Consider the following 26,426-nt stretch of genomic DNA (forward strand, 5'->3'; position numbering starts at 1 on the left):
GCAATGGACTATGAACGTCTGATCGACGAGGAGACCTGGGCGTTCATCCGGCGCACCGCCGAAAGCTATCCCGAAGACGCGGTGGATCGGTCGATTGAGGACCAGCGCCGCGTCTATGACGACATGTGCCGCGCGTTTCGGCAGCCGCGTCCACAGGGCGTCGAAACGCGGGACACCTCGGCCGATGGGGTTGGGGTGCGCATCTATTCCTGCGGAGATCCCACCCGAACCGTCGTCTACATGCATGGCGGCGGGTTCGTCGTGGGCGGGCTGGACAGCCACGATGACGTCTGCGCCGAACTGTGCGCCCAAACTGGCTATCGGGTGGTGGCGGTCGACTACCGCCTGTGTCCTGAACATGTTCATCCGGCGCAGATCCAGGATTGCTGGACCGCGGTGAACTGGGTGCAAGCCGAATTCGGTGATCCGCTGGTTCTGGCCGGGGACAGCGCGGGCGGAAACCTGGCCGCAGCGGTCGCCCATCACGCGCGCGGGCGCATCGGGAGCATCCTGGGGCAGGTTCTGATATATCCCGGTTTGGGTGGCGACCCGAACCAGGGATCGTACATCGAACACGCCCACGCGCCGATGCTGACGCGCGACGAGGTCCTGTTCTATGAAAAGGTCCGGTGCGGCGGCGCCGTCCCGGAACATGACCCCTCATTCGCCCCCCTGCATGATACCGACTTTTCCGGGCTGCCGCCGACGGTAGTCGTGACCGCCGACTGCGATCCCCTGCGTGATGACGGAGCCGCGTACTGCGCCAAAATCACCGCCGCCGGCGGGCAGGCGCATTGGATCAACGAGGCCGGCCTCGTGCATGGCTACCTGCGCGCCCGCCATTCGGTGACCCGCGCCGCCGACAGTTTCGAGCGGATCTCGATCGCGGTCGAGGCGCTGGGGCAGGGGTTGTGGAACTACGACTGACGGCGCTCAGCGCAGGAACGGCTTGGCCTTCATCGTCTCGGCCACCGGTGCGCCCATGCGGGTCAGGATCGTGGGCGCCAACTGTAATTGGTCAATGACCGTTTCCGCATCGGGACCCTCGGCATCGCCGAAGTAGTACAGCGCCGTTTCCTGCTGCAGCGCGCTGCGCCCGCCGTGGTGGCCGCGCTCGTCCTGGCCGTGATCGGCGGTCACGATCACCTCGTATCCCAACTGCCGCCAGCGGGGGATGAAAGGGGCCAGCATCTCGTCCATGACGAAACAGGCGTGATCCATCTCTTCACAGTCGTGGTAGAAGCGGTGGCCCATGCTGTCGAGCGTACAGGTATGGAGAATGCCGTAATCCAGCCCGAACCGCAGGCACAGGTTGGTCAGGGTCGCGAACAGGTCGACATCGGACGGCGTCATCTGGTTGGCCTTGCCATAGCCCGTCATCGAGTGGAAACGGCCGTGGTTGATGGTGGGGCTGTCCGGTTCGTCATATTCCACATCGCGCACATAGTCGAATGGGTTGCGATTGAAGAACTGCGACCAGAAGCTGTGGGTGACGGCCCCGGTCACACCGCCGGCCTCGCGCACCTGGCTGAAGATGTCTTTGTGGTCCAGCCGGAACACGTTGCCGTTTCCGGTGCAGCCATGCTCCTGCGGTGTCACGCCCGTGTGGATCGAGGCATAGCAGCTTGCCGAAATCGACGGCAGAACAGAGCGGTGTTTCCAAACCCGCGCCTCGCCGCTGTCGACCCAGCCTTCGAGGTTGCCGAAAAGCCGGCGGAAATTGCGCCACGGCACCCCGTCGAGAATGATCAGCAGCAGTTTGCGGTCCATCGCATGGCCCTCGTGTTGGATGGCTTGTTTGCCTCACCCTAGGAGATTCGGTCAGCCAAGGCTGCCCGTTCGCGCCCGGAATGAGAAAATCCCGACACTTCGATACAAACAAAGTGTCGGGATTTCAGGGTGTTTTGCCGGCGTTCACAGCCTGCGGCATCAGTTGCCGGCGCTCTCCATCTTGCGGTGGGCCACGACCTCTTCCAGCCAGCCCAGATGCATTTCCGGCACCGAGCTGAGCAGCAGATCGGTATAATCGTCGAATGGCGGGCTCAGCACCTGCGATTTGGATCCATAGCGCACCACGCGCCCCTGATACATCACGGCTATGCTGTCGCTGATCGCGCGTACCGTCGCCAGGTCATGGGTGATGAACAGATAGGCCACGTCCTCGATCTTCTGCAGGTCCAGCAACAGCTTGAGAATGCCGTCCGCCACCAGCGGATCCAGCGCCGAGGTGACCTCGTCACAGATGATCATCTTGGGCTTGGCCGCCAGCGCGCGGGCAATGCACACGCGCTGCTTCTGGCCACCCGACAGCTCCGCCGGATACCGGTCGATGAAACCTTCGCCCAGTTCGATCTCGTCCAACAGTTCGATGATGCGCTTGCGCTTCTCGGCACCGCGCATGTTGAAATAGAACTCGAGCGGCCGGCCGATGATGGTGCCCACGGTCTGGCGCGGGTTCATCGCAACATCGGCCATCTGGTAGATCATCTGCAACTCGCGCAGGTCCTCGCGCGAGCGTCCGGCCAGATCGGGGCTGAGCTTGCGCCCGGCAAAGGTGATCTCGCCGTCGCGCGGGGGCAGCAGGCCGGTGATCACCCGGGCCAGTGTGGACTTGCCCGACCCCGATTCCCCCACGACCGCCAGCGTCTGGCCGGGGTGGACCTCGACATTGACGTTGTGCAGCACGTCGAAGTTCAGCCCCTTGTAGCGGGCCGTTATGCCATCGACCTGCAGCACGGGTTCGGGCGTAGGCTGTTTTTCCTCGTGTTCGATCGAACGGACAGAGACCAGCGCCTGCGTGTACTCTTCCTGCGGGTTGTTGATGATCTGGTCGGTGGTGCCGTATTCGACTGTTTCGCCCATCCGCAGCACCATGATGTCATCGCTGACCTGCGCCACGACCGCCAGATCGTGGGTGATGTACAGCGCGGCCACGCCGGTGCCGCGGATCGCTTCCTTGATTGCCATCAGAACATCGATCTGCGTGGTCACATCAAGCGCGGTCGTGGGTTCGTCGAACACCACCAGATCCGGCTCGGGACACAACGCCAGCGCCGTCATGCAGCGCTGCAACTGCCCGCCGGAGACCTGGTGCGGATAGCGGTTGCCGATGTTGTCGGGGTCAGGAAGACCCAGCTTGGCGAACAGCTCACGCGCACGGGCCTCGGCCTCTTTGCGGCTGAACTTCTTCTGCTCGACAGCGGCTTCGACCACCTGATCCATTATCTTCTTGGCGGGATTGAAGGACGCCGCCGCCGATTGCGAAACATAGGTCACCTCGCCGCCGCGCAGTTTGCGGATATCCGAGAGCGACGTCTTGAGGATGTCGCGTCCGTTCACCCAGACCTCACCGCCGGTGATCTTCACGCCGCCCCGGCCATAGGCCATCGAGGCCAATCCGATGGTCGACTTCCCCGCACCGGATTCCCCGATCAGCCCCAGCACCTTGCCGCGCTCGAGGTCAAAGCTGACCCCGTGCACGATTTCGATGTCGCGGGGCTTTTCGCCCGGCGGGTAGACGGTTGCGCCGATCTTGAGGTCACGGACCTTGAGAAGGGTATCGCTCATCCCCGGCCTCCTTTCAGCGATGTGGTGCGGTTCAGGATCCAGTCGGCCACCAAATTGACCGAGATGGCCAGCGTGGCGATGGCCACCGCCGGATACAGCGCCGCGCCGATGCCATAGACGATGCCGTCCTTGTTTTCCTTCACGATGCCGCCCCAATCGGCCAGCGGCGGCTGAACGCCCAGGCCCAGGAACGACAGGGTCGAGACGAACAGGACCATGAAGATGAAGCGCAGGCCCAGTTCGGCCACCAGCGGTGACAGCGCGTTGGGCAGGATCTCGCGGAAGATGATCCAGCCGCGGCCCTCGCCGCGCAGCTTGGCGGCCTCGACATAGTCCATGACTTCGATGTCAACGGCCACGGCCCGGGCCAGTCGATAGACGCGGGTGGCGTCCAGCAGGCCCATGACCACGATCAGAACCGGGATGGTGACCGGCACCATCGCCAGAACCACCAGTGCGGTGATCAGCGACGGGATCGACATGATCAGGTCCACGGTCCGCGACATCACCTGATCGGCCCAGCCCCCCAGCACGGCGGCCAGAAAGCCCAGAATCGAACCGGTGACGAAGCTGAGGATGGTGGCGGCGGTGGCGATGAAGATCGTCGTGCGCCCGCCATAGATCATTCGACTGAGAAGATCGCGGCCGATATTGTCGGTGCCCAGCCAGAATTCCGAACTCGAAGGCTCCCACACGTCGCCCACAACCTCAGCCATGCCGTAGGGCGCCAGGAAGGGCGCAAAGACGGCGATGATGAAATACAGGGCGGTGAAGGCCAGCCCGATCATTGCAGAGATTGGGATGTTCTTCATTTCGGGTGCCTCAGCCTTGGGTTGGCCAGGATCGCGACGATGTCGGCCACCATGTTCAGCCCGATGTAGATGGCGGCAAAGATGACGCCGCAGGCCAAAACCACCGGCACGTCACGTTTGGTCACGTGGTCCACCAGGTACTGTCCCATGCCGGGATAGACGAACACCACCTCAACCACGACGACGCCCACGACCAGATAGGCCAGGTTCAGCATCACCACGTTCACGATGGGGGCGATGGCGTTCGGGAAGGCATGGCGCCAGATGACCTTGAAGTTGCTCAGGCCCTTCAGTTCGGCCGTTTCGACATAAGCCGACTGCATCACGTTCAAAATCGCGGCGCGAGTCATGCGCATCATATGCGCCAGAACCACCATGGTCAGCACGATGACGGGCAGCGCGATCGAGTTCAGCTTTTGCCAGAAGGACATGCTGTCATTGATCATCGCCAGCGGCGAGAACATGCCCAGCTTGACCGCGATGAAATAGACAAGGACATAGCCGATCAGGAATTCCGGGATCGAGATTGTCGTCAGGGTAACGGCTGAGATCAGCTTGTCGGGCCAGCGGTTGCGGTAGCGTACCGCCACGAGGCCAAGAAAAATTGCAAGGGGCACCGAGACGATGGCAGCCCAGAAGGCAAGAAACAACGTATTGCCCAATCGGTTGCTGACCGACTCGGCGATGTCCAGCTTGTTGGTCAGGGACGTGCCCATGTCACCTTGGACAATTCCGCCAAGCCATTCGAAATACCGGGTCAAGGCGGGACGGTTCAGCCCCATCTCCTCACGGAGGTTGGCAAGGGATTCAGGGGTGGCGGACTGCCCCAAGACGGCTTGCGCGGCGTCTCCGGGTAGGGCCTCGGTCAACCCGAAAATCAGGGCCGAAGCGCCAAACAGCAAGAGGAATCCCAGCGCCAGGCGCTGGGAAACCAGTTTGATGATAGGATGCATACCTGTCGATCCGAGTTAGACGAACCACATCTTGCGGGACATGTTGCCGTTCATCATCTCTTGGGTCGGATCAGTCTCCCAGCCATCCAGCTGGTTGCTGATGCCTTCGACAAAGTCGTTGAACATCGGGCAGATCAGGCCGCCTTGGTCACGGACCATCATGCCCATCTGGCTGTAGATGGCCTTGCGCTTTGCCGGATCCAGCTCGGCACGCGCGGCAAACAGCAGGTCGTCGAACTCTTTGACCTTGAACCGGGTGTCGTTCCAGTCGGCGGTGGACAGATAGGCAGTTGCGTACATCTGGTCCTGCACCGGGCGGCCGCCCCAGTAGGACGCGCAGAACGGCTGTACGTTCCAGACTTCGGACCAGTAGCCATCATTCGGCTCGCGCTTGATCTCAAGCGGGATGCCGGCCTGCTGGGCGGTCTGCTGGAACAGGGCTGCGGCATCCACGGCGCCAGGGAAGGCTCCGTCGGCCACACGCAGAATGATGGGCGACCCGTCATGGCCGGACTTCTTGTAATGTTCGGCGGCTTTTTCGACGCTGAACTCACGCTGCGGGATTGTCTCATCGAACAGCGGGTATGCTGCGTTGATCGGCATGTCGTTCCCGACCGAGCCATAGCCGCGCAGTACCTTCTCGACCAGCTCTTCGCGGTTGATCGCGTATTTCAGAGCGGTCCGCAGCTCGTTGCTGTCGAACGGCGCCGTGTCACAATGCATGATGAACACGTAGTGGCCGCGTCCTGCCGTCGAATGTACGGTCAGGTTGGGCGCACGACCCAAGAGGTCGGCAACCTTGGGCTCAACCCGGTTGATCGCGTGGACCTGACCCGACTGCAGCGCAGCCGTCCGGGCCGTGGCATCGTTGATGACCACCACTTCGACGCTGTCAAAGTTGCCGAAATCCGGGTTCCAGTGGTTCTCGAATTTGGAGAACAGGTGGCGCACACCGGGTTCGTCCGCTTCTAGCTTGTACGGACCGGTGCCGATACCGGCGCCCGGGTTGTCCATTCCGCCGTCCGGCTGGATGATCAGGTGATAGTCGGCCATCAGGTAAGGCAGATCGGCGTTCGGCTCGTTCAGGGTGACCTGAAAATATTCGCCATCGGCCTTCATCGACTCGATGCCCTTCATGATGCCCAACGCGCCCGACTTCGAATCTTCGTTCGAGTGGCGCTGCATCGTTTTCAGCACGTCCTCGCTGGTCATGGTCTTGCCGTTGTGGAACTCGACCCCCTGACGCAATTTGAACGTCCACACCTTGGCATCGGCGCTGCCTTCAACGCTTTCGGCAAGGCGCGGCTCGATCGTGCCGTCGGGGGCGACTTCTACCAGTTGGTCACCAAACTGCTTGCCGTTCTGGAACGGGACCGAGCTGGCATAGGTGGCCGGATCCAGCGAGTTTGTGGATTCACCGCCCTGCAGGCCCAGTTTCAGATCGCCACCTTTCTTAGCGCCGGCGGCGCGGGCCGCGTCGGCGAAGACGGTGCTGGCCATGGCAGCCGATACACCCAGTGCGGCTGCCTTCCCCATGAATTCACGTCGGGTCAGCTTCCCGGCGGTCACCTGGCTGGCCATGTGAGTGAGTTGTTCGTTCATTCGGATATCTCCCAGTTGAGTGTTTTGTGTGCCCGTTTTACGGGCTTTTTATTGACGCATGAGTCAACGTTGGCGCATTTCGTCGCGGCGGGCAAGGTCAAATCTCGGGGACTTGCCACCAGCAAAATCACATCTGATCACGAGGTATGGTGTCCTCCACGGTTTTGGAAAAAATCTTCACATCGTTTTCAAAGGCATCAAGCGTCGCGCGCAGATGAAAGTTGGATCGGTCCGACCACATCTCGCAATTGGCCTCGGTTCGCAGTTTGATGCCGTCGCGCCGGGTCTCTTGTACCCATTCGCAGCGGCCCCGCGCGCTCAGCGGATCGTCCGGATGGATGGACCACCGTTCAAAAGCGGTTCCGCCGCTGACCAGACCATGATCCGCGTCTTCGACCAGGCCGAAATCATCTTCGATGACCAGATCGATGACGCCGGTCGTCATGTCTGTTTCGACGCGCCGCGCATGGGCCGCCTCTCGCAATTGGGTCACTTGCCACGGAGAGTCCGCATCGGGCGGGGCAAATTGCCATTCATCCCGATCCGACCTGTCGCGCTGGGGGATCGTGAACGTGCCGCCTGTCAGGTGCAGCTCCGCTGTTTCCGGCGAAGGCCAGATCAGCGGCCAATAGGCGCTTGAGACGGCAACGCGCAGGCTGTGGTCCTTGGGAACCCGGTAGGCGACGTGGTCCAGCACAACTTCGATGTCGTAGACCTGTCCAGGTATCAACGTTTTGGGGGACGAATGTCCCTCCCTGTGGGTCAGGTTCAATACACCATAGGTGATCCGAGTCGCAGCTCCGTCGGGGTGGATGTGGTTCAGCCGAACGGCAATCTGGGCTTGTGGTTTGTCGACACTCAGCTTCAAGTGCAGGCGCGGGGCACCGACAATGTCCAGATCTGCGGTCAGAGGGGTCGTGTCGAAACAGGAGGACAGAGCGTCATCTGCCCGCTGGTCGCCCGGCATGTCCGGACCCAGCCAGATGGCGCAATATTCGCCGCCATCCATCCCGCAATGATGCGGCGAGCGGATTTTGGTATCCAAGGGGCCGTCCTTACCCAGCCCGGCCTCGGAAAGCGGCAGGGTGACGGTCGGCAGGTGGGACGTGGCGCCGGCATCCTCGGCGATCCAATGTCCCGGGCGCTCGGCATACCAGCGTGCCGGGCGCACGCCATCCATCAGATAGGCGCGATAGGCCGGGTCCTGTTCGACGCCGGTCTTTTTGTCCTTTAGCCAGCGGTCCCACCAACGCAGCGCCTCTTGCAGAAAGCCGATGCGCGGTTCGGGCACGGCAAAATGCGGGTACTTGTGCACCCAGGGGCCGACGATGCCCTTGACCGGCGCACTCAGGTTCTCGACCAGCCAAGGCACCGTGTTCTTGTAGGCATCACCCCAGCCGCCCACCGCCAGCGTCGCGGCCCGGATCGCGCCGGGGTCTTCGCAGACAGACCCATGTCGCCAATAGGCATCGCGGGTCTGGTGCCGCAGCCAGACCGAGGGCAGGAAGGGTTCTGCCTTCAACCGCTGCAACCACATCTCGCGCCAGTCGTCACGCAACGCGGGGTCGGGCGGGCGGGACGAGTACGACCACATGGTCGCCCCCCAGCCCAGGTTCTCGTTCAACAGGCAGCCGCCCTTGTAGTGGATGTCATCGGCATAACGGTCGGCGGTCGAACACAAGGTGATGATGGCCTTCAAGGGTGCGGGCTGCAGCGCCGCCACCTGCAGCGCGTTGAAGCCGCCCCAACTGATCCCCATCATCCCGACTGCGCCGCTGCACCATGGCTGTTGGGCTAGCCACTCGATCACCTCGACGGCGTCGTCCAGTTCCTGCTGGGTGTATTCATCCTCCATCAGTCCCTGGCTGTCGCCGTTGCCGCGCATGTCGACGCGGATGCAGGCGTAACCCCGTTTGGCAAACCAGGGATGGGTCAGGGCATCGCGCGCCGTCGTGCCGTCGCGCTTGCGATAAGGCAGGTATTCCAGAATGGCGGGCACCGGGCGCTGCGCCGCATCGACAGGACGCCAGATCCGCGCAGACAGGCGGCAGCCGTCCGACAGAATGATGCCCTGATCCGGAACGTCTTCGATCTCGGCCAGTGAGTTCTTCGCCTGAGTCATGTGCCTAGTCTCAGGCGCATCGGCGGATGGTGTGCGAGGAAAAGCGTCAATTCATTCCTTCGTTGCGACAAGCAGATCCATGACATTGGTTCCCGTGGGGCCGGTCACCAGCAGAGCACCGACCCGGTCAAGGAACGTCCCCGCATCGGCCTCGCGCAAGGCTTGGTCCGCCCCATCGGCCCATGTCGCGCCGGTCACGACACCGCCGGCCGCATCAGTCGGCCCGTCGGTGCCGTCGGTTCCACCGACCACGACACACAGCCCCTCGCATCCTTGAATCTCGCGCGCCAACGCCAGTGCCAGCGCCTGGTTGCGCCCGCCTCGGCCCGGGTTTTCGGGCAGGACGACCGTCGGCTCTCCGCCAAAGATCATTGCGCCCGGCGGCATCTGGCGCAGCCGTGCGCCGATATCTGCGGCGACGGACAGATAGTCGTCGTGCAGGGCCTCTTCCTCGGCCAGAACGTACAGACCGGCGGCACGTGCCGCGTCGGCTGCGGCGCGGCGCGCATGGGCGTTCGAGGCAATGATTTCGACGCTCGATTCGAATTGAGGGACTTCGGGCAGGGCGCCGATGCCCGATCCGATGACGCCGATGTCGTCCCCCGGCACGTCCGAGATGGCCAAGACTGTCGCGCGCGCTCCGCCGAAACCGGCCAGCAGACCGCCGCCCTTGATCCGCGACATCTCGCGCCGACGGGCGTTCATGGCGGTGATGTCCAGCCCCTCGGACAGCAGCTGCGCGTTCAGCCGCGCCAGATCTTCGAGGGTGGCCCCCGGCACAAGATCCTCGGCCAGCGAAGACGCACCGCCCGAGACCAGCAGCAACAGATGCGTGCCAGGCTCCATGGCCTGAACCGCCGCGCGCAGAGCCTGGCCGCCCTTCAGGCTACGGGCATCGGGCACGGGGTGAGAGGCTTCGATGACCTGTAAGTGCGACGCCAGCCCGTCGGCATGGCCGTCTTTCGTGACCACAAGGCCCGATGTTTTGCCAAAATGGTCTTGCGCCGCATTCATCATCGCCGCCGCGGCCTTGCCCACCGCCAGAATCAAATCGGGGCGCGGAATATCGGGCAGTGCCGCCTTGACCGCGCCATAGCCGTCAACGGCGGCAACGCCCGCCTTCCAGATCGCGATCGCCTGATCCTGCATCGTCATCACATGTCCATCCAGATCGTAACCGGGCCGTCATTTATCAGGGACACCGCCATATCCGCACCGAAAGACCCGGTTTCGGTCGGAACGCTAAGCGCGGCCAGCGCGCGGGCAAAGTGTTCGTACAGGCGTTCACCGGTTGCCGGATCGGCCGCCGCCGCAAATCCGGGCCGGTTCCCGCGCGACGTGTCAGCGGCCAGCGTGAACTGGCTGACCACTAGGGCTGAGCCGCCGATATCCAGCACCGACCGGTTCATCTTGCCCGCGTCATCCTTGAAGATCCGCAGCTTGGCAATCTTGGCCGCCAGTTGCTCGGCCCGGGTCTCGTCGTCGCCCTGCATGGCGCAGACCAGAACCAGCAGCCCCGGCCCGCACTGGCCTATGACTTGCCCCTCGACCGAGACCGATGCCTCGGACACTCTTTGTATCAATGCGCGCATGTCGATGTTTTTCTCAAAGTTCGCTTACTCGGTCGAAGCCCCGCGCCAGGTAACGAATTCGTCCAGCGTGGCGCGCTCGGTCCGGAATTGGTTGGCCGGATGATCGGTATCCGGATAGCCGAGGGAAATCGCGCACAGGATCAGCCGGTCATCGGGGATGTTGAAATAGCGGTGCAGGAACGGCCCAAAGGCGGCCACCGCCGCCTGCGGGATCGTGGCGATGCCCAAGGCCTGTGCCGCCAAGGTGAAAGCCGTGACAAACCCGCCGCAATCCATCGCGCCATAGGGGCCGAGTTCCGCCGGGCTGGACAGGATGGCGCAATGCGGGGCACCGAACAGGTTGAAGTTTTCCATCATCTGCCGGGCCGACCCGGCGCGGTCACCCTTCTCAACGCCGACTGCCTCGTACAGGGCCCATCCGCAGGCGCGGCGCCGGTCCTGATAGATGCCGGAATAGCCGGTCGGAAAAGGCAGGTCGGGCTGCGCCTGGCCGGTCTCGGCTACGGCCCGCAAGGCGCTGCGGAATGCATCGGTTTCTGCGCCACTGGTCACGACCACCTGCCAGGGCTGCGCGTTGCACCAGCTGGGCACTCTGGCGGCGCTGGTCAGGATCTGTTCGATGTCACCCCGCGGCACCGGATCGGGCCGGAAGGCGCGGCAGGAATGGCGCGCAGTCAGAAGCGTGTTCAGATCGGCCAGGGTCACGTTGTCCTCTCCTCCGGGGCAGCCGGCGGCAGGATGGGTGAGAAGCCGGGGATGTTCAAGGGGTTCCGCGGCAGAGTTTTCGGCGGCGGAACCCCGAAGGTCATTGCTGTCCCGTCGCCACCAGATACCCGATGCCGGCCGCCGCCAGCAGGCCCAGCACCACCGCAATCGTGATCTTGATCGCCGACCAGGGCCGTTCGCCCTGCACCTGACCGGTGCGGCCGTTGACGACAAAGCGATAGGTCTGGCCGCGATACTTGTACGCGGCCATCCATACCGGCAGCAGGATGTGCTTGAAGGTCACGTTTCGGATGTCGGTTTCGATCGCGTGGATGCGCTGCCGGTCGCCGCCGATGTCGAAGCGGACGTCACGCTCGATCACGCGGGCCATGTGGCCGCGGGCCTCCTGATAGCCTTGCTGCAGATCGACCGTATAGGCCTCGGCCCGGAACCCGGCCAGGTACTCGGGCTGATAGGGCTCGAGCGCGGGCAGGTCCCAGGGTTGCAGCGCGTCGGTGTAGGACTTGGGCAGCGATTGCGAGGCAAGCACCAGCACGTCGTCGAAGAACCGGGCCACCCGGCCGGATTTCGGCGTCCAGCGCACCTTGGGCACCTGCTGCTGCACCCGCTTGCCGTCACGCATCACCGTCCGGGTTTCATAATAGACCACGCCGCGTTCGCCGCGATAGGCCGATTTCGTGTCGGCGTCGAACGTCCAGTAGGGCACATAGATGCCCTGCATCCTGCGGCCCGTGCGGGCATAGTCCTTGAGTCCGTTCGGCGCGAACCACAGCCGCCCCAGCCAGTCGCTCATGGCCTTGTGCGCGGCGCGTTCGTCCAGCGCAAAGGGCAGAACGCCGCGCGGCTTGATGTGCCGGTTCACGCCGGTATCGGTCACGACCGGGGTGGCGCAGAACGGGCATTCCGCGGCGTGGGTGTTGGGGTCGAACTCGACCTGGGCCGCGCAATTGGGGCAGGTCAGAACTCGCGTCTCTTCGATCTCGCTGTCAGGCAGGCGGTCGGCGATGGCCGCGCCGAAGTCCAGTTCGCGCAGGCTGGCGCCGCCCCAGGGGCCAGCCCCGATCGGTTCGGAATGGCCGCAATGGTCACAGGTCAGCGTGCCGGATTGCGGGTCGAACCGATAGTCCGCGCCGCAATTGTCACATGGAAAACGATGTTCCGCAGAACCGGGTGGTGGGGCAGGAGGCTGTGTCATGGGTGGTCAGTTGTCGAGGGGAAAGTGAAGATAGGCTGCGCGGTGCTCCTCGGGCAGGACATGCGGCAGCACCGCGGCCTCGCAGGCCCCGATCGCCCTGAAATTGTCGCGCGCCTCGGCCAGCGTCAGGCCGTGATTGGCGGCAGAGGGCTCGCGGGGGTTCTTGTCGTACAGAATGTCCTCGTCCTCCCAAAAGCAGATCGCGCAGATCAGGTAGGCCCCGCGCTCGGCCAGGGTGACATACCCGCAGCACGGGCAGATGAATTGCGGCGGCTGCGGCGCTTTGCGCCCGCCTGTCTTCGAGCGTTTCCGCGATGCGGGCATGCCGATGCCTCACGCCCCGGGCGGCGGAGGCGGCAGGATCGTGAACAGCTGCGCGAGTTCCTGCACCTCGCCCGCTTTCTTCCATCCGTCCTGACCGGGGGTCCACACGAAAGTGTCCCGCGTAATTTCTCCGTCGCTGGCCATACGGCCCATCTTGGCCTTCGAGAACGGGCCGCTGGTCTGACCGTCCACCGCGATATGCCAAACATGCTCGACTGGCGGCGGGGGCGGCGGGGCCACATGCGCTGATGGTTGCGGGGCAGCGGGCGCGGGCGCCCCCCACGGGCCAGATGGCTGACCCGCTGCCATGTTCGACATCTGGTTCGCCATCGCCATCCCCATGCCCATACCAAGGCCGGCACCCATGCCACCGCCTCCGTTCGGGTTGCTGGCGGCCGCCGTCATCGCCTCGGCCGCGGAATACTGGGTGAATTTGCCCAGATCTCCCGCCAGCCCCATCGAGGTACGCTTGTCCAGCGCCGCCTCGACCGCCGGCGGCAGCGAGATGTTCTCGATGTAGAATTCCGGCATCTCGAGGCCGTAGCCGTCCAGCACGGGTGAGACCTCGGCTGCGATCAGCTTGCCCAGATCGGCGGTGTTGGCGGCCATGTCCAGAACCGGAATGCCCGAGCCCGCGATGACCCGGCTGAATTCCTGCACGATGATGTTGCGGATCTGAAAGCTGATCTCGTCCATGGTGAATTCGCCATCGGTGCCCACGATCTCGACCAGGAAACGGGCCGGATCCTTGACCCGGATCGTATAGGTGCCGTAGGCGCGGATCCGGGTCGGGCCGAATTCCGGGTCGCGCAGCATGATCGGGTTCTTGGTGCCCCATTTCAGATCGTTGAACCGGGTCGTGTTGACGAAATAGATCTCGGACTTGAACGGAGACTGGAACCCGTGATCCCAGTGCTGCAGCGTCGTCATGATCGGCATGTTGTTGGTCTCAAGCATGTAGAGGCCGGGCGTGAACACGTCGGCCAGCTGGCCTTCGTGCACGAATACGGCCGCCTGGCCCTCGCGCACGGTCAGCTTGGCGCCATACTTGATCTCGTGGCCTTCGCGCTCGAACCGCCAGACCATCGTGTCGCGGGTGTCGTCCACCCAATGAATGACATCAATGAATTCTCCGGTCAGAAAATCGAAAATTCCCATCTGGGTTCTCCTGTCATCGGGGTCAGAGCGACTGCCCCATCAATTCACGGGCGATGATCCGCACCACCGGCGCGGCCTCCTGCGCGGTCATGCCGGGTTTCAGTCGCGGATCATACAACATCGTCAGCAGCTTTTCGTCATGGCTGGTCAGCAGGGCGAATTCGTCGTCATCATTGAAGATCGACGGCCGCGCCCGTGGGCTGTCGTTGGGCAAGCCCAGCCCTTGGGCGATTTCCTCGTGGATGCAGCTCAGCCGCATCAAGTCAGGGTGCTCGGCCCGCACCAACGCAACCGCACCAGTGTAGGTGTTCGGTGCCCCGTTCGACGCCGAGGCAAAGACAAAGCAGTAGAACGAGCGCGGTAAATCCTGAAACAGGTTCAATTGAGCCTGTCCGATATTGGGAAACAACTGGCGCAGTCGCGTTTGCACGAATTCCGTATCGTCATCGCCGGCGACGAAGACATGGAAGTTCGCGTTTCTTGTTACGGTCGAGATAGGGTGGCCAGTCAAGGACGACATGCGTTCGGAATAGGCCCGGATCTGTGCCTTGTCGGCCGCACGTTGGTCTGGTGATACTGACGGCCCGAATTCTGCCTGTATCCGGACCGGGCCAGACCAGCGGCTTAGCCTTCCGCTGGTACGTTGGCTGCTGCCGGATACGGCGGCGCCGGGATACTCGCTGTAGAACGCGATGGCTTCGAAATTCCGGGCCAAATCATCCGCATCAAACGGGGTGTCCGGCCCGCCACCGTCTGTACGCATCAGACCGCGGGTCAACAGGTCACGCTCGACGCGCTGATAATAACGCGCCAGATCCCGGCTTGCCGCCGAAGGTTCGACATAAGCATTGGCCAACTGCGGCTGGGTCGGGCGCGCCTGCGGGGCAATCGAGGACTCGAGCGCATCATCGCAATTGGCCAAGATCAGCAATGCAGCTGCCCCCAACCCGTGCCCTAGAAGTCTTCGAAGCCGCACCTGCGATCTCTCCTCAGCCCGGAACGGCGGTTCCGGCCGTGTCGCCCATCCCGTCTTTCCGGGCCTTGGCCGAAGCCAAGGTGTCCCGCAGCTCGGCTTCCATCTTCTTCAGCTCTTCTTCTGCGGCGGCCCGTTTCGCCTTGCCTTCGTCAGCGATGGCGAGGCTTTCATTGATCGTGCCGATCAGATCCTCGTTGGCCTTCTTGACCGCTTCGATGTCAAACACACCGCGCTCCATTTCCTCGCGGATCATCTTGTTCGACTGGCGCAGGTTAGCGGCGTTCGAGGTCAGCAACTCGTTCGTCAGATCGTTGGCGTCGCGTACGGCGGCGGCGGCCTCGGCGCTGCGCTGGATGGTGACCGCCTGCGCCAGCTGGGTTTCCCAAAGCGGCACGGTGTTCACCAGCGTCGAGTTGATCTTGGTCACCAGCGACTTGTCGTTTTCCTGAACCAGCCGGATCGAGGGCAGCGATTGCATCGTCACCTGCCGCGTCAGCTTCAGGTCATGCACGCGCCGTTCCAGATCGTCGCGGGCGGCCCGCAGGTCGCGCAGTTCCTGCGCCTTCATCACCTGTTGATCTTCCGGGGCGGCCTGCACCTCGGCCTCTTTCTCGGGGATGTCGTGGCTGTCCAGTTCGGTCAGCTTTTCTTCGCCGGCCGCGATGTACAGCGCCAGTTCATCATAGAAATCCAGCGTCTTTTCATAGAGCAGGTCCAGCGACTTGATGTCCTTCAGAAGCGTGTGCTCGTGCGACAGAAGGTTGTCGGTGATCCGGTCGATCTGATCCTGCACCTCTTCGTAGCGCGCGGTGAACTTGGCGAAAGGCGCGGCGCGGCCCAGTAGTTTCTCCCACCAGCTGCGCTCGCGGCGCACGTCCAGTTCAGACACGGAAAAGCCGCGGATCGTGGTGACGATGTCGCGCAGGCTGTCACCGGCGGGGCCAACATCCTTGTTGCGCACGTCGGCCAGCATGGCCTGGCTGATTTCTTGCAGCTCGGCCTGTGCCGCCGACCCGAAGGACACGATCGAGTTGGTGTCGCCCATGTCGATCTCGGCCATGCGCTTGCGGATCTCGGCGCCGACCGGTTCGTCGGCGTCTTCCAAGGGCACGATCTCAGAACTCGGCTCGGGCAATGAGACGGCTGCAACTTCCTGAACCAGCGTTTCGGCCTCGGCCGCCTTTTTCTTGATTTCGTCAGACATGAGAAGCTTCCCTGTTCTTGGTTTGGCCGGTCAGTCGAGCCGGACGCCTTCGCGCTGCAGTCGTTCACGCAGCACGTCGATTTCGACCGTCAGATCACTGCGGTCATCCAATAGCATCTTTCGGGTGCGGGCCGAGAAATTCTGCTCGAGGTCGTCCAGCAGCGCCGAGTAATCGGACAGAGCCTGCGGGTCGCGGGTGCGGGCATAGACATCGGCAAACTTGATCGTCGCATCGCGGGCGCCCTGCAGATAGACGGTCAGGTATTTGCGGGCACCGGCCAGATCGGGCGGGTCCTCCTCGACCGTGCGGAACAGGTCGCGGGCGGTGGTCTGAAACCGCTCGACCCGGGCTTCGATCCTGCGGTCGCCGGCCCGTTTGATGGCATCCGTCATTTGGTTCAGATGGGCTTCGGCATCTTCGACCACGCGGGCGACCCGGTCCTGTTGATAGGTGTCCACACCTTCCATGCCTTTGTTTTTCATCGGGTCGAGCCCGAAGGCGACGGAATGCAGGGCCGTTGCCACGCCGCCGAACAAGACCGGCGCCAGCAGGCTGACCTGGCTGGCGGTCTCGGCATCCAGATAGTCGTTGCGATAAGCGGCCAGACCCACCCCCAGCCCGGTCAACACCGACGAGAAGATCTTGCGGGGAAAGGCTGGGCGGCGCGCGGTGCGGCGCGCGTTGTAAGCATCCTCGGCCTTCAGCCCTTCGCGCAGCAGAAAAGCTGCAGCGGTCAGAATGCCGGCGGCGACCAATCCAAGGGTCATCCCGATCGCGCCGTCGTTCAGCGACAGAAAGACCAGCGGGATCGCCGGAACGAACATGACATTGGCGCGTGCGCCGACCGGGTTTACCCGAGCGCCATCGTATTGCCCGCGCGGGGCGGGCGCGTCGGCGTCAGACTGGCCTTCGGGGCTGAACTTTCCGCCGTATCGCTTGGCCATGGCGTCAGAGCCCCCCAAGCCAACCGGTGCAGACGCCGAACAACAGCACCAGCAGGGCCGTGTAGGCCATTTTTTGCACTCCGGTCCCGGACATGACGTCCTCCAACTGCGGTTGTCCCCTTGAAAACCTAGGGGATCAAGGGGCTTGGCGCTAGGGGGAAGGTTCGATAACCCGCGTCAATTGCGTGATTTCTTGCCGACCGGCCTGCGGGATCTTTGAGGGCGGCTTGGGCGTTTCGCAGCAGCCGGTGGGGTTTCGGGTTCCAGGCCCAGCTGGTCGCGCAGAACGCGGCGGCGGATTTCCTCGACCTCGCCGGGTTTGAGATCGCCCAGCTGGAACGGCCCGTAGGACACGCGCAACAGCCGGTTCACGGTAAAGCCGATGTCTTCGATCGCGCGGCGGATTTCCCGGTTCTTGCCCTCGCGCAGTCCGATCGTCAGCCATGCATTCGCACCTTGCTGGCGGTCCAGCGACACGGTCATGGGCTGGAACCTTTCGCCCTCGATCACAAGGCCCTGGCGCAGGGGGGCGAAATCCTCGTCCTTGGGGCGGCCGTTGATCCGCACCCGGTATTTGCGAAGCCAGCCGGTCGAGGGCAATTCAAGCTTGCGCTTGATGCCCCCGTCATTGGTCAGCAGCAGCAGGCCCTCGGAATTCAGGTCCAGCCGGCCGACGCTCATGACGCGGGGCATGTCCTCGGGCAGGTTGTCGAAGATCGTTGGGCGGCCTTTTTCGTCGCGGTTCGTGGTCACAAGGCCGGTTGGCTTGTGATACAGCCACAGACGCGCGGGTTCGGGCTCGGCCACGGGCTTGCCGTCGACGGTGATCTTGTCGCTGGGCGTGACGTTCAGCGCCGGGCTGTCGATGGTCTTGCCGTTCACGGTCACGCGGCCGGCTTCGATCATGCGTTCGGCCTCGCGGCGCGAGGCGATGCCGGCGCGGGCCAGCACTTTGGCGATCCGGTCGCCAGGGGGAGGGGTGTTGCTCATGCCCTGCGCATAGCGCATCGGCGCGGCTTGCGAAAGGTGGGTTTCTGGGGCAGTCAGGGGCATGGTCTTCAGAACGCATATGGACAAGGCGCTGGAACAGGCGCGCGCGGCAGGTGATCGGGGCGAGGTTCCGGTGGGCGCGGTGATCGTTGCGCCCGATGGGCGGATCATCGCGGCAGACAGCAACCGTACGCGCGAGTTGCATGACCCGACCGCGCATGCCGAGATCCTGGCCCTGCGCGCCGCCTGCCGGGCCGTCGGGTCCGAGCGGCTGACGGGGCATGACCTGTATGTCACGCTGGAGCCCTGCGCCATGTGTGCCGCGGCGCTGGCGGCGGCGCGGATCCGGCGGATCTACTACGGGGCCGCCGATCCGAAATCGGGCGGCGTGGCGCATGGGGCCCGGGTGTTCTCGCACCCTCAGGCCCATCACAGGCCGGAGGTCTATGACGGAATCGCGGCCGAGGACTGCGCCCGGTTGTTACGCGAATTCTTTGCCGCGCAGCGCGACGGCGGCGGGCCCGAGGGCTGAGGCGCGCTCAGGCCGGTTTCACGACCAGTTCGCGGGGTAGGTCGGCCAAGGGTTGCCCGCCCGTCGGCGTGACCACGAAGGTTTCGGTGATGGCCAAGCCCCAATCGGGTGTCCACAGACCCGGCATCAGGTGAAAGGTCATGTTGTCCTGCAGAACGGTGCTGTCGCCGGGGCGCAGGCTCATGGTGCGCTCGCCCCAATCGGGCGGATAGCTCAGGCCCACCGGATAGCCGGTGCGGTTTCCTTTGATGTAGCCGGCCCGGGCAAAGCTGTCATAGACGCAGGCGGCGATCTCTTCGCAGGTGGCGCCGGGTCGGGCGGCGGCCAGCGTGTCCTCGATCGCGGTCAGGATCGCGGTTTCCGCGCGCCGGATATCGGCGGGCGGGTCACCCAGAAACAGGCTGCGGCTGGCCGGGCAGTGATAGCGGCGGTGGCAGCCCGAGATTTCGAAATAGGTCGCCTCGCCCGGTGTCAGCGGACGGTCGTTCCAGGTGATGTGCGAGGCCGAGGCCTCGGCCCCCGAAGGCGCGATGGGCGCGATCGCGGGATAGTCGCCCGCAAGCCCTGGAAGCCCGGCGATGCCCGCCGCCTGAACCTCGGCCACGAGCACGTTTTTGGGAACCCCGGCGCGGAAACCGTCGCGTAGCACCTCGTGCATATGCGCGGTCAGTTGCCCGGCCTTGCGCATCAAGGCAATCTCGGCCTCGCTTTTGACGGCGCGCTGCCAGTTCACCAACCCGGTCGCGTCGACCAACGCATCGCGGCCGAACGCGGTCTCAAGGATCCGGTGGCTGGCGGCCGAGTAGTAATAATTGTCCATCTCGACACCCAGATGGGTCGTCCAGCCGCGCGTGCGCAGCAGCGATGCCAGCGACTCGACCGGGTGATGGTCGGGGTGCTGCACATGTTCTTCGGGCCAGTCGAACAGGTCGGCGGGGTCCAGCCACGTGGTCTGCGCCGCGCCGGGCTTGTCCTGCGTCCGGCCCCACCACAAGGGCGCGCCGTCGCGGGGGACGATCACCATCTGCGGGACGTAGAAGCTCCAGCCGTCATAGCCCGTCAGCCAGGCCATGTTCGACGGGTCAGCAACCAGCAGGGTCTCGACACCACGCTGGGCCATCGCGGACCGGGTCTTGGCCAGCCGCGCCGCGTATTCTTCCGCCGAGAAGACCAGCGCGGGTGTCAAAGCTCGATCTCCTGCAGGACCTCGGGCTCGATGACGGTTACGCCCGGTAGCCCGTCCGCCAAGTCCTTGGCGGATTGTTCCAGGATCGGGAAAGTCCGATAGTGGCAGGGGATCACCGTCTTGAAGTCGAAATACCGCCGGGAGGCATAGGCGGCGGCTTTCATGTCCATCGTGAAATAGCCGCCCGCCGACAGGATGCCGATATCGGGTTTGTAATAGTCGCCGATCCACTCCATGTCGGCCATGATCGTGGTGTCGCCCGAGACATAGACCGTGTGACCATCGGCTGACAGGATGAACCCCACTTCGGACCCACCGGCGCGCGGGCCATCGGGTGTAGCGAAGGTCGAGCTGTGCGAGGCCGGCACCATGTCGACCTTGACCCCGTTCAGATCGACCCGGCCGCCCTTGTTGAAGCCGATGGTCTCGATCCCTTCGGCCTCGGCCCAATGGGCCATGACGTCGTATTGGCCCACCACGGGAATGTTCAGGCGTTTGGCCAGCGGCAGAACGTCGGCAACGTGGTCGAAATGCGCGTGGGTCAGTAGGATATGCGTGGCGCCCTGGACGGCGGCCTCGTGCTGATCCTCGGGCAGCATCGGGTTGCCGCTGAGCCAGGGGTCGATCAGCAGGACCTGTCCCGCTGCGTGAATTCGGAAACTGCCATGCCCCAACCAGATGATTTTCATGAAAGACCCTCCTGAAACCGGTTCAGGGTCAGCCTAGCATCGGCTATGTAAAAATCCATGGACTGGATGCGAGAAATCGACGGCTATTGCGAGCGCCTGTCGCCGGCCTATTGGGCCGAACCCGTAAACGCCGTGACCAACGCGGCCTTTCTGCTGGCGGCATGGGTGATGTGGCGGCGGGTGCGGGGGCAGGGTCTGCCCTTGGCCAACCTGCTGGTCGCCATTCTGGCGGTGATCGGTATTGGCAGCTTTCTGTTTCATACCCATGCGCAGGTCTGGGCCGCGCTGGCGGATACGACGCCGATCTTGCTGTTCATCCTAGTCAATATCTTCGCGGTGAACCGGGACATTTGGCAGCTATCCACGCCGAAGGCGGCGGGGCTGACGGCCTTGTTCATCCCCTATGCGGCGCTGACCATTCCGGTGTTTCAACTGCTTCCCGGGCTGGGTGGGTCGGCCGCGTATGCTCCAGTGCCTTTATTGATCCTGATCTATGCGTACCTTTTGCGCGTGCGCAGGCCGCAAGTGGCACAGGATCTGGCGCTCGGGGCTGTGATCCTGATTGCGTCGATCACTTTTCGCGCGCTCGATGCCCCGCTTTGCGCCCGCATCCCGATGGGAACGCATTTCATGTGGCACATCCTGAACGCCACCATGCTGGGCTGGATGATCGAGGTTTATCGCCGGGCCATGACGGATGCGGTCAGTCCGGCAGACGCCGCGCCAGATAAAACCCATAGCTGACAAAGTCGGAATAGGTTTCGTACAAATCAATCTCGGCCTGTTCGGAATCGACAAGCGCCTTGGCCTGCTCGGAATGGCCATGCCGGTCGAGGAAGGCAGGGAAGCTGCCTTGAAGGGGGAGGTAGTAGTTCTCCATCCAGCAGTCGGTGCCCAGCGGGAAATAGCCGACAGGTTCAAAGCCAGCGGTCTCGATCTGGCGGATCTTCTCTCCGGCGGTTGCAACTTCGGGATAGGCGGCATCCCAGTGCCTTGTCAGCGGTTCGGGGCGTTGATCGGTCAGCCAGGTCAGCTCGGACACAGCCAGGACACCGCCGGGTTTCAGGAACCGACGCCAGGCGAGCAGGCCGTTTTCGAACCCAATGTTGTAGATCGCGCCTTCCGACCAGATCACGTCAAGGCTGGCATCGTCGAAGGGCAGGTCCTCCATCGACGCCTCAAGCGTCTGAACCCGGGCCGCCAGACCCAAGTCCTGTGCACGCCTGTTTAACTCGGCCAGAAACTCCGGCAGGAAATCCACTGCCGTCACCGATGCGCCGAGATGGCGTGCAAGGCAGAAGGCCGCGGCTCCGGTGCCGCAGCCAATGTCGGCAACCTTCAGTCCGGCATCGGCTTGCACGCCCGAAAGCGTCAGCGCCAGTTGCGTTGTCGCGTCGCTGCCGGGGCCTTGCCGATCGTTGGGCAGGTGCAGGTCGATCAACAGCTGCATGTCATCGGTCATGACGCGTCAATCCTTGAAGGCGCGGGCCAAGTCTTCGGGTAGGTCGAACTCGTCCAGTACGCGACGGCGCGCCTCGGCCGACATCTTGCGGGCGGTCTTTTCGACAATGCGCTGGATCTTTTCGTCCGAGTGTTTCGTGGCGAAGGGCGCAAAATACCATTTCAGAAAGACAAAGCAGATCACGTCCTCCAGCGCCTGAACGTCGTCGTCGCGCTTGATCCCCTGTTTGCGCAACATACGGCGGGCGGCGTCGATCTCGGCCTGATCGTACCCGGCCTCGGACATCAGCTCGGCCACGACCTGCGCGTGATGCTCGGCCTGGGCCTTGCGCCAGGCCAGATAGCCCGCGCGCCCTTCAGGGTATTCCGAGCGGGCCAGCTTCCAGCGCTCGACATGCTGGCCGCGGGCGGCGATCTGCAACGGCTCGGAGGCGTCGGGGAACAGTCGATCCAACTCAGCGCTCATCCGTTCGCCATAAAGCAGCGCGGCGGGGCGACCGTCTTCCTGGGTGGGATCGGCCGAATTGGCCGTATCAATTGCATCCAGAACCTTCTGCTTGCGCTCTGTCATGGCATCTCCTGCTTTGGCAACGGCACCTCGGGACATTCGGTCATGCTGACCTGAAACTCTTGAGTGAATGAACGATAGAGCACCGTGCTTCAACAAAAAAGCGCCGACCCATTCAGGGCCGGCGGCGCCGCGAGGGCAGGTGCAGGATCGGGGCGGAAAAAGGGGGGAGAACCGGCCCGATCCAACAGGGAAGCGGTAGGGCTAGTTGCGGAGCGAAGATTTCTCCTGGCTCACCTGATCCGAGGGGTGCTGATCGGGGAAGGTCAGCGTCGGTGTCAGGTCGCCCATGGGAACCCCCAGCGCGAGGGCCGGCGCGGCAGCGGTTGTCAGAACAACGGACACAGCAATCAACATGCGTTTCATGATTATTCTCCGGACTGAACTGTTTCGTTCAGTACATAAAGTAACTTTTTGCGCCGGCTTCAATCGTCAAAGTGAACTAATTCGTTCACTTTTTTGCATAGCGGGTATTCAAAATTGTTTGGCTTGGCGGCAACCGCGTGGGCTTTGGACAAATCGCTGTGGCTCAGTGGTCTTGCGACTGCTGCATCAGACGGGTAAATGCCCCTGTAACGCATATGAGGTTTCCCATGTCGATTGACCAAAGCACCGCCGCCAAGGTGGCCAAACTGGCCCGGATCAAGGTCGAGGATGACGCGTTGCCCGCGCTGGCCTCGGAATTCAACACGATTCTGGGGTTCATCGAACAGCTGAACGAAGTTGACGTCGAAGGGGTCGAGCCGATGGTCTCGGTGACGCCGATGCGGCTGAAGCGGCGCGAGGACGTGGTGACCGACGGGAACATGCAGAGCAAGATCCTGTCCAACGCCCCCGACGCGCGCGAGGGCTTTTTCGCGGTTCCGAAGGTGGTGGAGTAAGACATGACCGATCTGAACAAACTGAGCCTTGCCGAGGCCCGCGACGCCCTGCGCAACGGAGATGTGACCTCGGTCGAGCTGACCGAGGCCTGCCTGAAGGCGATCGACGCAGCCGATGTCTTGAATGCTTTCGTGCACAAGACCCCGGAAATCGCGCTGGAGCGTGCGAAGGCCGCCGACGAGCGCATCAAGGCGGGCGACGCGCCTGCCATGTGTGGCCTGCCGATCGGCATCAAGGATCTGTTCTGTACCAAGGGCGTGCCCTCGCAAGCTGCGTCCAAGATTCTGGACGGGTTCAAGCCCGAATACGAATCCACGGTCTCGCAGAAACTGGCCGATGCGGGCGCGGTGATGCTGGGCAAGCTGAACATGGACGAGTTCGCCATGGGTTCGTCGAACGAAACCTCGGTCTATGGCAATGCGGTGAACCCTTGGCGGCGCGGCAATGATGACGCGCAGCTGACCCCGGGCGGTTCCTCGGGGGGGTCGGCGTCTGCCGTCGCGGCCGATCTGTGCCTTGCGGCGACCGGCACCGATACCGGCGGCTCGATCCGTCAGCCCGCCGCCTTTACCGGAATCACCGGCATCAAGCCGACCTATGGCCGTTGCTCGCGCTGGGGCATCGTGGCCTTTGCGTCCTCGCTGGATCAGGCCGGGCCGATGACCAAGAACGTGCGCGACGCGGCCATCATGCTTGAGGCGATGTGTGGGCACGACCCGAAGGACTCGACCAGCGCCGAGCTGGCTGTTCCGAATTTTGAGGCCATGCTGACCGGAGACATCAAGGGCAAGAAAATCGGCATTCCAAAGGAATACCGGATGGATGGTATGCCCGCCGAGATCGAAAAGCTGTGGGCGGATGGGGCCGAAATGCTCAAGGCCGCCGGGGCCGAGATCGTCGACATCTCGCTGCCGCACACCAAATATGCGCTTCCGGCATACTATGTAATCGCACCGGCAGAGGCCTCGTCGAACCTGGCGCGCTATGACGGCGTGCGCTATGGCCGCCGCGCGACGTTGGCGCAGGGCGATGGCATCACCGAGATGTACGAAAAGACCCGCGCCGAGGGCTTTGGCCACGAGGTGCAGCGCCGTGTCATGGTCGGCACATACGTTCTGTCGGCCGGTTTCTATGACGCCTATTACAACCGCGCCCGCAAGGTGCGGACCCTGATCAAGAAAGACTTCGAGGATGTCTTTTCCGCAGGCGTCGATGCGATCCTGACACCGGCGACACCTTCGACTGCGTTCGGTCTGGGCGAAATGACCGAGGCCGACCCGGTGCAGATGTATCTGAACGACGTGTTCACCGTGACCGTCAACCTCGCGGGTCTTCCGGGCATCTCGGTTCCCGCCGGTCTTGACGGGCAGGGCTTGCCGCTGGGGCTGCAGCTGATCGGTCGTCCGTGGGAAGAAGGTGATCTTCTGAATACCGCCTACGCGCTTGAGAATGCCGCCGGGTTTGTGGCCAAGCCGGGCAAATGGTGGTAACCCTCAGGCAGCGGTAACAACGCGAGGACGGAGCAGTTCCATGCGCAAAATGCTTCTCATTCCGGCCTTCGGGTTCGTCGCGGCTTGCGACACCGTGGCACCAGTCACGGACTCCGGCTTCAACACGCCGCAGTATCAGGCCGAACGCGAGGCGCAGCTGGCCGGGCAGGGCGCAGCAGGCAACCCGCTGCTGCCGCCCCCGGCCATTTCGCAGGAGCAGTTGAATGCCGAAGCCGGTCCCGCCCCCTTCACGACGGGCGACAGCGCCACGGACATTGCCAACCAGACCGCGGCGGCATTGGCGAGCACATCGGCTCAGCCGACTGCACCGGTCGCCGTAAGCTCAAACGGAATTTCGAACGAGCAGGATTTTGCAGCAGTCTCAAGCAGCCGCAGCATCCAGGATGATGCCGCGCTGATTCAGCAGAACCGTCAGACATACGAGGTTGTCGCGCCGACGGCGGTTCCTCAGCGCGGGTCGGACGGACAGCCCAATATCGTCCAATATGCTCTGACTACGACCAATCCAGTTGGCACACAGCTCTACAGCCGAGCCGGGTTCAATTTGCAGGCCAAGGCACAACGCAACTGCGCGGGATACGCATCGCCTGACCAGGCACAGATCGATTTCCTGGCCAATGGTGGCCCCCAGCGCGACCGCAAGGGCCTGGACCCGGATGGCGACGGATTTGCCTGCGGCTGGGACCCCAGCCCGTTCCGCAGTGCCGTCGGCAACTGAGCTCTCGCCGATCTGGCACCCATCCCCCAATTTCGGCCCCCGCCGGGATGGGTTGAAGCCATCTCTGGTGGTGCTTCACTACACCGCGATGAACAGCGCTCAAGCCGCGCTCGAGCGTTTGTGCGACCCGGACTCCGAGGTATCGGCCCACTATCTGATCGGCTGCGACGGAACGCTCTGGCAGATGGTCCGTGAGGAAGATCGCGCCTGGCACGCCGGTGCAGGTGCATGGGGGGGGGTCAGCGACATCAATTCCCGCTCCATCGGGATCGAACTCGACAATCGCGGCGGTCATCCTTTCTCCGAACCGCAGATGGCGGTATTGGAAAACCTGCTTTCACACCTGCAAGAGCGGTTGGGGATCAAGCCATGGAACGTTATCGCCCATTCGGACATGGCCCCCGAGCGAAAGTTTGATCCCGGTCCCAAGTTTGATTGGGATCGTCTCGCGCACCAGAAACTGGCGGCCGGGCCGGCCGTTCTGAAGGGTATATGCCTTGATGAAATGCCGCCAGACGACGAATACTTTGCGCTGGTTGCGATGAGGGCCGGGTATCCCAAAGCCCCTAACGCTGATCTGCTGAAAGCGTTCCGAAGCCGGTTTGCCCCGTGGCGGCGCGGGCCCCTGTCCAAGAAGGATATGGGCGACATCGAACGACTGGCTGGTTTGATGGAACACCTTGACGGTATTCGGGTGGACGTTTAACCCGACA

Annotated in this window: 28 protein-coding genes; 7 read left to right on the forward strand and 21 right to left on the reverse strand. The window is 63.3% G+C overall.

Features of this window, described 5'->3' with window-relative positions:
- Positions 1-3: 3 nt before the first annotated feature.
- The gene (locus K3752_RS03885; protein WP_170595945.1) at positions 4-927 is read left to right on the forward strand and encodes an alpha/beta hydrolase; all 924 of its coding nucleotides are present in this window, start codon (positions 4-6) and stop codon (positions 925-927) included.
- 6 nt (positions 928-933) lie between these two features.
- On the opposite strand, the gene K3752_RS03890 is transcribed toward K3752_RS03885, so the two are convergent.
- The 16 genes from K3752_RS03890 to K3752_RS03965 all read right to left on the reverse strand — a co-directional run bounded on the left by K3752_RS03890 (position 934) and on the right by K3752_RS03965 (position 18,229).
- Positions 934-1,770: an alkaline phosphatase family protein gene (locus K3752_RS03890; RefSeq protein WP_260065091.1), complete on the reverse strand. Its 837-nt coding sequence runs from the start codon at positions 1,768-1,770 to the stop codon at positions 934-936.
- 159 nt (positions 1,771-1,929) lie between these two features.
- On the reverse strand, positions 1,930-3,567 hold the full coding sequence (locus tag K3752_RS03895; protein WP_260065093.1) for an ABC transporter ATP-binding protein: 1,638 nt from the start codon (positions 3,565-3,567) through the stop codon (positions 1,930-1,932).
- Entirely contained in the window at positions 3,564-4,379 is an 816-nt protein-coding gene (locus K3752_RS03900) for an ABC transporter permease (RefSeq protein ID WP_170340710.1), read from the reverse strand. Before K3752_RS03900 ends, K3752_RS03895 begins: the two co-directional genes overlap by 4 nt.
- On the reverse strand, positions 4,376-5,332 hold the full coding sequence (locus tag K3752_RS03905; protein ID WP_170340107.1) for an ABC transporter permease: 957 nt from the start codon (positions 5,330-5,332) through the stop codon (positions 4,376-4,378). The genes K3752_RS03900 and K3752_RS03905 overlap by 4 nt, the downstream gene beginning before the upstream one ends.
- Before the next feature lie 15 nt (positions 5,333-5,347).
- A complete protein-coding gene (locus K3752_RS03910) occupies positions 5,348-6,934 on the reverse strand; it encodes an ABC transporter substrate-binding protein (protein ID WP_170340108.1) in 1,587 nt (528 codons plus the stop codon).
- A 127-nt stretch (positions 6,935-7,061) separates the two neighbouring features.
- A complete protein-coding gene (locus K3752_RS03915) occupies positions 7,062-9,056 on the reverse strand; it encodes a CocE/NonD family hydrolase (protein ID WP_260065095.1) in 1,995 nt (664 codons plus the stop codon).
- 51 nt (positions 9,057-9,107) lie between these two features.
- A complete protein-coding gene (locus K3752_RS03920) occupies positions 9,108-10,211 on the reverse strand; it encodes a glycerate kinase (protein ID WP_222457400.1) in 1,104 nt (367 codons plus the stop codon).
- Positions 10,211-10,648 (reverse strand): D-aminoacyl-tRNA deacylase, encoded by a 438-nt coding sequence (gene dtd, locus K3752_RS03925; protein ID WP_222457401.1) that lies wholly within the window; start codon positions 10,646-10,648, stop codon positions 10,211-10,213. The genes K3752_RS03920 and dtd overlap by 1 nt, the downstream gene beginning before the upstream one ends.
- 24 nt (positions 10,649-10,672) lie before the next feature.
- Complete coding sequence (locus K3752_RS03930) at positions 10,673-11,353, reverse strand: nitroreductase (RefSeq protein WP_222457402.1); 681 nt, start codon at positions 11,351-11,353, stop codon at positions 10,673-10,675.
- Between the two features lie 100 nt (positions 11,354-11,453).
- Positions 11,454-12,569 (reverse strand): TFIIB-type zinc finger domain-containing protein, encoded by a 1,116-nt coding sequence (locus K3752_RS03935; protein ID WP_260065097.1) that lies wholly within the window; start codon positions 12,567-12,569, stop codon positions 11,454-11,456.
- Positions 12,570-12,575: 6 nt separating this feature from the next.
- On the reverse strand, positions 12,576-12,893 hold the full coding sequence (locus tag K3752_RS03940; protein ID WP_260065099.1) for a CPCC family cysteine-rich protein: 318 nt from the start codon (positions 12,891-12,893) through the stop codon (positions 12,576-12,578).
- 9 nt (positions 12,894-12,902) lie between these two features.
- Positions 12,903-14,051, reverse strand: coding sequence for an SPFH domain-containing protein (locus K3752_RS03945; protein WP_260065102.1), 1,149 nt, complete (start codon positions 14,049-14,051; stop codon positions 12,903-12,905).
- Between the two features lie 22 nt (positions 14,052-14,073).
- Positions 14,074-15,027 (reverse strand): DUF2927 domain-containing protein, encoded by a 954-nt coding sequence (locus K3752_RS03950; RefSeq protein ID WP_260065104.1) that lies wholly within the window; start codon positions 15,025-15,027, stop codon positions 14,074-14,076.
- A 13-nt stretch (positions 15,028-15,040) separates the two neighbouring features.
- The gene (locus K3752_RS03955; RefSeq protein WP_260065106.1) at positions 15,041-16,231 is read right to left on the reverse strand and encodes a toxic anion resistance protein; all 1,191 of its coding nucleotides are present in this window, start codon (positions 16,229-16,231) and stop codon (positions 15,041-15,043) included.
- A 30-nt stretch (positions 16,232-16,261) separates the two neighbouring features.
- Positions 16,262-17,176, reverse strand: a complete 915-nt coding sequence (locus tag K3752_RS03960) for a 5-bromo-4-chloroindolyl phosphate hydrolysis family protein (protein ID WP_260065108.1) — start codon at positions 17,174-17,176, stop codon at positions 16,262-16,264.
- Positions 17,177-17,353: 177 nt separating this feature from the next.
- The gene (locus tag K3752_RS03965; protein ID WP_170340735.1) at positions 17,354-18,229 is read right to left on the reverse strand and encodes a pseudouridine synthase; all 876 of its coding nucleotides are present in this window, start codon (positions 18,227-18,229) and stop codon (positions 17,354-17,356) included.
- Between K3752_RS03965 and K3752_RS03970 the strand changes: the two genes are divergently transcribed.
- Positions 18,228-18,698 (forward strand): nucleoside deaminase, encoded by a 471-nt coding sequence (locus K3752_RS03970; RefSeq protein ID WP_260065111.1) that lies wholly within the window; start codon positions 18,228-18,230, stop codon positions 18,696-18,698. The genes K3752_RS03965 and K3752_RS03970 overlap by 2 nt on opposite strands.
- Before the next feature lie 7 nt (positions 18,699-18,705).
- On the opposite strand, the gene K3752_RS03975 is transcribed toward K3752_RS03970, so the two are convergent.
- Positions 18,706-19,884 (reverse strand): M24 family metallopeptidase, encoded by a 1,179-nt coding sequence (locus K3752_RS03975; RefSeq protein WP_260065112.1) that lies wholly within the window; start codon positions 19,882-19,884, stop codon positions 18,706-18,708.
- Positions 19,881-20,573, reverse strand: a complete 693-nt coding sequence (locus K3752_RS03980) for a metal-dependent hydrolase (RefSeq protein WP_170440676.1) — start codon at positions 20,571-20,573, stop codon at positions 19,881-19,883. The genes K3752_RS03975 and K3752_RS03980 overlap by 4 nt, the downstream gene beginning before the upstream one ends.
- Before the next feature lie 57 nt (positions 20,574-20,630).
- Between K3752_RS03980 and K3752_RS03985 the strand changes: the two genes are divergently transcribed.
- Positions 20,631-21,317: a ceramidase gene (locus K3752_RS03985; protein WP_260065115.1), complete on the forward strand. Its 687-nt coding sequence runs from the start codon at positions 20,631-20,633 to the stop codon at positions 21,315-21,317.
- Here the strand turns inward: K3752_RS03985 and K3752_RS03990 are convergent.
- From K3752_RS03990 to K3752_RS04000, 3 genes are all read right to left on the reverse strand, one after another.
- On the reverse strand, positions 21,277-22,035 hold the full coding sequence (locus K3752_RS03990; RefSeq protein WP_260065116.1) for a class I SAM-dependent methyltransferase: 759 nt from the start codon (positions 22,033-22,035) through the stop codon (positions 21,277-21,279). The genes K3752_RS03985 and K3752_RS03990 overlap by 41 nt on opposite strands.
- A 6-nt stretch (positions 22,036-22,041) precedes the next feature.
- On the reverse strand, positions 22,042-22,605 hold the full coding sequence (locus K3752_RS03995; protein ID WP_170340140.1) for a DUF4202 domain-containing protein: 564 nt from the start codon (positions 22,603-22,605) through the stop codon (positions 22,042-22,044).
- Positions 22,606-22,806: 201 nt separating this feature from the next.
- Complete coding sequence (locus K3752_RS04000) at positions 22,807-22,968, reverse strand: hypothetical protein (RefSeq protein WP_170340142.1); 162 nt, start codon at positions 22,966-22,968, stop codon at positions 22,807-22,809.
- A gap of 227 nt (positions 22,969-23,195) precedes the next feature.
- Here K3752_RS04000 and gatC point away from each other — a divergent pair, with 227 nt between their 5' ends.
- Genes gatC through K3752_RS04020 form a run of 4 tightly spaced genes read left to right on the forward strand, consistent with a single transcriptional unit; the run spans position 23,196 to position 26,419 of the window.
- Entirely contained in the window at positions 23,196-23,483 is a 288-nt protein-coding gene (gene gatC, locus K3752_RS04005; protein ID WP_260065117.1) for an Asp-tRNA(Asn)/Glu-tRNA(Gln) amidotransferase subunit GatC, read from the forward strand.
- 3 nt (positions 23,484-23,486) lie between these two features.
- Positions 23,487-24,974: an Asp-tRNA(Asn)/Glu-tRNA(Gln) amidotransferase subunit GatA gene (gatA, locus tag K3752_RS04010; protein WP_260065118.1), complete on the forward strand. Its 1,488-nt coding sequence runs from the start codon at positions 23,487-23,489 to the stop codon at positions 24,972-24,974.
- A gap of 40 nt (positions 24,975-25,014) precedes the next feature.
- The gene (locus K3752_RS04015) at positions 25,015-25,713 is read left to right on the forward strand and encodes a hypothetical protein (RefSeq protein WP_093964748.1); all 699 of its coding nucleotides are present in this window, start codon (positions 25,015-25,017) and stop codon (positions 25,711-25,713) included.
- Positions 25,652-26,419: an N-acetylmuramoyl-L-alanine amidase gene (locus tag K3752_RS04020; protein ID WP_260065119.1), complete on the forward strand. Its 768-nt coding sequence runs from the start codon at positions 25,652-25,654 to the stop codon at positions 26,417-26,419. Before K3752_RS04015 ends, K3752_RS04020 begins: the two co-directional genes overlap by 62 nt.
- Positions 26,420-26,426 lie beyond the last annotated feature (7 nt).

Origin of the sequence: Ruegeria sp. B32 (genome assembly GCF_025141855.1) — a bacterium.
In the GTDB taxonomy this organism is placed as follows: domain Bacteria; phylum Pseudomonadota; class Alphaproteobacteria; order Rhodobacterales; family Rhodobacteraceae; genus Ruegeria; species Ruegeria arenilitoris.